At 59.2% G+C, this 6020-nt stretch carries 9 protein-coding genes; all 9 read left to right on the top strand.

What is annotated here, in order from left to right:
• Genes BN2154_RS00765 through BN2154_RS00805 form a run of 9 tightly spaced genes read left to right on the top strand, consistent with a single transcriptional unit; the run spans position 1 to position 6015 of the window.
• Positions 1–582 carry a hypothetical protein gene (locus BN2154_RS00765; RefSeq protein ID WP_050616976.1) on the top strand — a complete coding sequence of 194 codons (582 nt, stop codon included), beginning with the start codon at positions 1–3 and terminating at the stop codon, positions 580–582.
• Between the two features lie 8 nt (positions 583–590).
• The gene (locus BN2154_RS00770; protein WP_050616977.1) at positions 591–1346 is read left to right on the top strand and encodes a serine/arginine repetitive matrix protein 2; all 756 of its coding nucleotides are present in this window, start codon (positions 591–593) and stop codon (positions 1344–1346) included.
• A 20-nt stretch (positions 1347–1366) separates the two neighbouring features.
• The gene (locus BN2154_RS00775) at positions 1367–1729 is read left to right on the top strand and encodes a hypothetical protein (RefSeq protein ID WP_050616978.1); all 363 of its coding nucleotides are present in this window, start codon (positions 1367–1369) and stop codon (positions 1727–1729) included.
• On the top strand, positions 1726–2136 hold the full coding sequence (locus BN2154_RS00780; protein ID WP_050616979.1) for a hypothetical protein: 411 nt from the start codon (positions 1726–1728) through the stop codon (positions 2134–2136). Before BN2154_RS00775 ends, BN2154_RS00780 begins: the two co-directional genes overlap by 4 nt.
• Entirely contained in the window at positions 2133–3263 is a 1131-nt protein-coding gene (locus BN2154_RS00785) for a baseplate J/gp47 family protein (RefSeq protein WP_050616980.1), read from the top strand. The genes BN2154_RS00780 and BN2154_RS00785 overlap by 4 nt, the downstream gene beginning before the upstream one ends.
• A 3-nt stretch (positions 3264–3266) precedes the next feature.
• The gene (locus BN2154_RS00790; protein WP_050616981.1) at positions 3267–3827 is read left to right on the top strand and encodes a hypothetical protein; all 561 of its coding nucleotides are present in this window, start codon (positions 3267–3269) and stop codon (positions 3825–3827) included.
• Positions 3828–3831: 4 nt separating this feature from the next.
• Positions 3832–4587 (top strand): hypothetical protein, encoded by a 756-nt coding sequence (locus BN2154_RS00795; protein ID WP_050616982.1) that lies wholly within the window; start codon positions 3832–3834, stop codon positions 4585–4587.
• A gap of 12 nt (positions 4588–4599) precedes the next feature.
• Positions 4600–5190 (top strand): hypothetical protein, encoded by a 591-nt coding sequence (locus BN2154_RS00800; RefSeq protein ID WP_154666606.1) that lies wholly within the window; start codon positions 4600–4602, stop codon positions 5188–5190.
• A gap of 9 nt (positions 5191–5199) precedes the next feature.
• The gene (locus BN2154_RS00805) at positions 5200–6015 is read left to right on the top strand and encodes a hypothetical protein (protein ID WP_050616984.1); all 816 of its coding nucleotides are present in this window, start codon (positions 5200–5202) and stop codon (positions 6013–6015) included.
• The last annotated feature ends 5 nt before the right edge of the window (positions 6016–6020 follow it).

A 6020-nucleotide genomic window follows, 5' to 3' on the forward strand; every position in this document is an offset into this window, starting at 1 on the left:
ATGATCTATATGGAAGACCAGTGCATCAAGCTCAACGGCGTCGTCCTCCCCGGTCTCGTCAAAAGCATCGAGGTCACGGAGTCGGCCAGGATCGACGAGCAGGAGGTGGAGGGCAGCGCGGTCAAGCCCAAGCAGGCCGTGGGCTATGAGGACGCCAAGGTCAACATTGAGCTCATTCTGGACGACACCGAGTCTCAAACCAAATACCAGCGTCTCGCTGTACTCCGGGCGGCTTTCCGGGCCCCCGGCCAGAGCGTCCCACAGCCCATCCCCATTGTCAGTGAGGACGCCTCGGCTCACGGGATTGAGAGGGTCCTCTTCAAGAAACTCACCCACAAGGCCGAGAATAAGAAGGGACAGCTTCCGGTCACCCTGGAGCTTTGGGAGTATATCCCTCAGACGATCACCGCGAAAAAGGCGGGCAGCTCCTCTGCCTCCTCAGCGTCCTCCGCTACGTCAAATCTGTCCGCAGAGTACAGGCGCTATCTGGGCAGTGGACGCGGGAATTCCCCGGCAAAGGATGATGCGGATGCCAGCGCCGTCAAAAAGAAGCTCACCCTCATGGAATCGAAGCTGGGATAGGAGAGGCCATGGAAACGATGGAATTGTTTTATCCGCAGATCGCGGTCCGGGCCGGGGCCTATCGTTTCGACCAGGGCGTAGAGGTGGAGGTCCACTCTTCCCGCACCGCCTATTTCGACTGGGCGAAGATCCGCTTCACAGAGCAGTTCCAGCCCAGGATATCCCTCGACAGGATGGATGCGGCGGCGATCGAGATGGGCTACAACGGCGTCCTGGACGAAGTCTTTACCGGCTATGTCGCAAAGCCTTACAGCGGAGGTGCCTCGGCGAATGAGATTGTCCTGAAGGATGAAATGCTCCTGCTGGAGCAGACCTCCGTCAACGCCACATTTTTGGAGACAACGCCCCAGGAGGTGCTCGCCTACATCCTGGGCCAGGCCGGGATCGGCAAGATGGCCCTCTCCGGCCAGGGATATCCCACCCGCAAGCGGCTCCCGATCCACCGGCAGACCGGCATCCAGGCCATCAATACCGTCAACGCGGCCTGGGGCCTCAAGAAACCCTTCTTCTGCTCGGGCGGCGTGTTCTACTGGGGCACATCGCCGGCACAGGAGAAGGTTTACTCCTTTGAGTATGGCGTCAATATCCTGGCTCTGAATCGTACCGGGGGAGTCTGGGAGCTGGAGACCATCTCCGCCCCCTTCGTCAAGCACTCGCACAAGATCCTTGTCACCCATCCGCTCATCAGCGGAGAGTTCGAGGTCTCACAGGTGCTCACGATCACCAATGACGCGGGCTTTATTCGCACGTACATCTATTTCTAACCAGGGGGGAGAGCGGCAGTATGCTGGAAGAGTTCACAACGAAGGTCGTGAAAAAATACGTTGCCACGGAATATCCACACCTGCTGCTTCCGGCCGTACTCCTTGCCAGGGTGATATCAGCGAAAAAGCTGGACGATACCTTCGAGCAGCAGGAGCTGGTCATCCATAACGATGAGACTGGGAGCAGCTACCAGGGCCACATTACCGCAAACTGGTATAAGTATGCCGTTCAGGTGGTGGACCGCTTCGGCAATGCCGATGAGGCGTTCCCGGCGATTCCCGGCATCCGGTCCAGGCAGCAGTTTCAGGCGGGGTCGTTGGTCGCCGTTGCCCTCCCCAACGGAGAGCTCGACCCAGCCATCATTGGGGAGGTGACCCTATGACAGGGCTCAGCGATACCGACGTCCGCCTGAATGACACGTGGCAGCTCACAGCGGCCACGGATGGAGACGCACCCCTCTGCGCTGACCTGGAGTGTCTGTTTCAAAATATTGCCCTGGAGGCGGTCATGCAGCCGGGAGATCTCTTCTATGATCCCGACTTCGGCTGGGGGCTGTACGACTTTCTCGGCTCGGAGAACGACGCGCTCACCCGCCTGGAGATGACTCAGCGGGTGCGAGTCAATTTAAAGAAACGGGAGGTCATCCTCCCGGAGACCATAGCCGTGAGCGTTTCTTATGAGGAGGACCTGTTCCGCCTGCGCTGCTCTTTCCAGTTCTCGGGCGAGTCAGGCGTGCGGCAGCTTGATCTTATCATAGGCGCGGTCGATGTGGAGGTGGCAACAGCATGATTGACCATGAGATTCTGGACCAGATCATCCCAGTCCCAGAGCTGGAAGATCTGAAGGAAGAGACGATCGCTGGGCTGAAGGACGCGGGCTTTGTCATCACGAACTTCCACTCTGGCGGTATCTTTCACACCTTGCTCATGATCGCCCTGCGCATCCAGATCGAGCTTTTGGAGCTGGCCCGCACTATACTCAACCAGTCCTTTGTCTCCCACGCCTCTGGCACGTGGCTGGATCTTAAGATGGCCGACTACTCCAAGCTCCGGAAGAAGGCCCGGAAGACCCGGGGCTGTGTCACCGTCTCCAGGACTGGAACGGACACCGAGGCGGTCAAGATCGCCAAAGGGCATATCTTCAAGACCATAAAGGACATCAACGGCGAGGAGCTGCGCTTCTTCGTGCTGGAGGACGCAGTGCTCCAGAAGGGGGCCCAGTCGGTGGACGTCTTGGTGGAGGCGGAGACAGAGGGCTCACGCTACAACGTGCCGGAGGCACAGATCACCCGCACTCTTACCTACCTCGGCGAGGTGGAGATCACCAATGGCGAGGACTGGATCACCCTTGAGGGCAGCGACGTCGAAGACGATGAGAGTGCGCGCACCCGCACTCTCCGCTCCTGGTCCGAGCTGGCATTAGTGCCGCTCCGGGATACCTACATCAACGTCTGCGAGGCCATCTCCGGCGTCCTCTACGTCACAGTCAACGACCAGCACCCCAGAGGCCAGGGCACCGTGGATGTCATCGTGACCTCCGAGGCCGGGGCTGCATCGGAAGACCTCCTGGGCCAGTGCCGGGCAGCTTGTGAGGAAATCAGGGAGCCCGACACCGACGTCCTCGTCAAGAGTGCTGAGGTCGTCTACACCGACATTACCCTCACGGTCACCATCCCTGACTCTATCAGCCGGGACGGTCTGGCCGAGCGCGCCAAGGCCGCCGTGATCGACCTGCTCAGGCTCAGAGGCCGCAGGGTATTCAACGAACTTACCCACGCCGACCTCATCCACAAGGTCAAGAGTGACGTGTCTGTGGTACGGAATGTGACCGTTACCACTCCCACAGAGGACCTGTTCCTGGCGACAGACAAGGTGATTCTCCCCGGTACGATCACTGTCTCAGTAGAGGGGGTATAGGCCATGAACTTCGGTGAATACATGTTCTCCCTCCTGCCCGGGCCCCTCAAGCGGGGGAAACGGGCCCTGAATCAGCTCTGCATCTTCTTGCAGGTCTTGGGCCGCTCCTTCGACCAGTGCAAGCAAGTCCTCCTGCGGGTGCGGGAGGAGGCGTCCGTTCTCACCTGCTCAGACGCCATGCTCCCGGTCCATGGGCAGGATCGGGATATGCTCCGGCTGGACGGAGAGACCCTGGAGAACTACCGCATCCGCCTCGCCCTGAAAGCGAGCATCGCCGAGAAGGCCGGCACGAATGAAGGAATCCGGTATTTGGCCCGCGCCTTTGGATACGACCAGGTGGAGGTCATCCCCGGAGCAAAGCCGGACCACTGGGCCGAGGCCACCGTGTGGTTCATCGGCGGCGATATCGTACTGGATGACCGGGACCTGCTCCTTCAGGAGCTCAACAAGATAAAACCGGCCCGCACCCTACTCCATCTATCCAAAGAGCAGAGGTATCAGGCAGCTCTGCCCTTCGCCGCCGCCAAGGTGATTGGCAGGCAGATGACCATCAGTCAGGAGTGATCTTATGCCCTTCACAAAGCTGAAACTTACCACATTCGGCACCACCCTGGAGACCAAGTGGAAGCAGGGCAAGGGTGTCCATTTTACCCGCATTGCCATGGGGGATGGCCTGATCGGCAGCGGCTCCATGATCAACCGTACCGCACTCGTCCACGAACGGCACTCGCTGCGCATTGACGGCGTCGTGGCCACGGACGACGCAGCCCAGGCCGCTGTGATTGCCACCCTGGACAACAAGGATCTCACGGAGGGGTTCCTCTATCGGGAACTGGCACTCATGGCGCAGGACCCAGACACCGGACAAGAGGGCGCTTACCTCTACGACAATGCCGGTCAGGAGTGTGAGTTCCTGGATACCCAGAACAGCGGCGTAGTCATTTATGAACGTATGAAGCTGCTGATCCGCACGGAGCAAACGGACTCTATCACCTTTGATGCCTCCGGAAACCCGCTGAACATCACCTGGGCCGAGCTGGAAGGGCTCCTGGCGAAGAAGGCCGATCTCGGGAGCGACGGGAAGGTAGTGACCGCCCAGATACCGGATCTCTTTGTGGTGAGCGGGACGGAACCGGAGAAGGGCCCCGTGCTTTGGTTCGATACATCCGGGGGCCAGGCCGCCGCCAACGCCATGCTGGAGCTGGCAGAGGACAGCGGCGCATCGGCCGTGACCGCTGAGGTGGAGGGAGATACCTATTCCATCCGCAATGCCACTGTGAATCAGGCCCCGACTGCCGGGGGCTATAATTTCGATTTGTTATAGGAGGCGTCCACGATGTCCAATGTAACGAAGAAAGCGATACTGCGAGCTTTGGTGGAGGGCGTACTGACCGATCTTATGGTCCAGACCAAAGCGGACAATGTGTATCTGGACGATACCACCACCGTGGCCGCCAAGCTGGCTGAGATGGTGGCCGCTATCAATGAGCGGGCCAAGAGCACGGACGTGACCACGCAGATTTCCGCTGCCATCAATGGCCTTATCAACGGAGCTCCTGACACCTATGACACTCTCAAGGAGATCGCCGAATACATCGCATCCCACGAGGATGTGGTGGCGGGTCTCAATGCGGCCATCGGGGCTAAGGCGGATAAGAGTACGGTGGAGGCGATCCAGGCTACGGTATCCGCCCTGGGCGCACTGGCCGCAAAAGATAAGGTATCTGAGTCCGATCTGGATACCGACCTGAAGAGCAAGGTCAACGCCGCCGCCCAGGGCAATCACAGCCACAGCAACAAGACAGTCCTGGATGGCATCACCGCCGAAAAGGTCGCCGGCTGGGACGGCAAGGGCACGGTATATGTCCAGGCGGTCCAGCCTGCCGGTTTGGCGGCGGGCGACCTGTGGATTCAGACACTGGAATAGGAGGTACCCATGGCGACCTATGAATACAACGGTCTTATGACCGTAAAGGACGCGGCGGGCAACAAATACCTGCTCTATCCGATCACAAAGGCAGAGTGTGTGGATGGCCTGGAGGAAGCACTGGCCGCAAAGGCCGCCGCCACCCACCACCACGCGGCCGGAGATGTCAACAGCGGGATATTCGATTCTGCCCGCATCCCGAACCTGGATGCCAGCAAGATCGCCTCTGGGACTATGGCCGCCGCCCGCCTGCCCACTATGGCTGTCAATAAGGGAGGAACCGGCAAGACGAGTTGGTCGGCCAACCGCCTGATCTATCCCTCGGCTTCCACCACCCTCGCCCAACTCGCCTTCCCGTCTGTGGCAGGATCTGTGCTTCGCCAGGGTGCCAGTGGAGCACCCTATTGGACCAGCCTCCAGGACCTGGTTGCCGCCCTTGGGGATGCCGGGGGGGTACGGATTGCCACGGGCTCCTATACCGGCACTGGCACCTATGGGGCCAATAACCCGTGCAGTTTAACGTTCCCTTTTCTGCCGAAGCTGATTATGCTGCTGGGGAGTAAGAACGAGAATGGAGAATATAGTGCGGCGCTTGGCTCCTACAGCTATGGTGGCTATCTGGTCTATGCCAACATGCTGACGACGGCATATCAAAAAGGCTTTGGCCTGTCCAATTATTATAGCTCCAACAACTACGGAAAGAAGAGTTCTGATGGGAAGACCTTCACCTGGTACTATGATTATACAGGGAGCCGTCCCAACGACGGAATAAACTACCAATGCAATGTTTCCGGTACCGTGTACTACTATGCGATTCTCGGATAAGGTTC

Source organism: Intestinimonas massiliensis (ex Afouda et al. 2020) (genome assembly GCF_001244995.1).
GTDB classification, from domain to species: domain Bacteria; phylum Bacillota; class Clostridia; order Oscillospirales; family Oscillospiraceae; genus Intestinimonas; species Intestinimonas massiliensis.

Bases quoted from the DNA above. Each gene is read 5' to 3' on its own strand.
- BN2154_RS00765 (WP_050616976.1), top strand. From the start codon at position 1: ATGATCTATATGGAAGACCAGTGCATCAAGCTCAACGGCGTCGTCCTC.
- BN2154_RS00770 (WP_050616977.1), top strand. From the start codon at position 591: ATGGAAACGATGGAATTGTTTTATCCGCAGATCGCGGTCCGGGCCGGG.
- BN2154_RS00775 (WP_050616978.1), top strand. From the start codon at position 1,367: ATGCTGGAAGAGTTCACAACGAAGGTCGTGAAAAAATACGTTGCCACG.
- BN2154_RS00780 (WP_050616979.1), top strand. From the start codon at position 1,726: ATGACAGGGCTCAGCGATACCGACGTCCGCCTGAATGACACGTGGCAG.
- BN2154_RS00785 (WP_050616980.1), top strand. From the start codon at position 2,133: ATGATTGACCATGAGATTCTGGACCAGATCATCCCAGTCCCAGAGCTG.
- BN2154_RS00790 (WP_050616981.1), top strand. From the start codon at position 3,267: ATGAACTTCGGTGAATACATGTTCTCCCTCCTGCCCGGGCCCCTCAAG.
- BN2154_RS00795 (WP_050616982.1), top strand. From the start codon at position 3,832: ATGCCCTTCACAAAGCTGAAACTTACCACATTCGGCACCACCCTGGAG.
- BN2154_RS00800 (WP_154666606.1), top strand. From the start codon at position 4,600: ATGTCCAATGTAACGAAGAAAGCGATACTGCGAGCTTTGGTGGAGGGC.
- BN2154_RS00805 (WP_050616984.1), top strand. From the start codon at position 5,200: ATGGCGACCTATGAATACAACGGTCTTATGACCGTAAAGGACGCGGCG.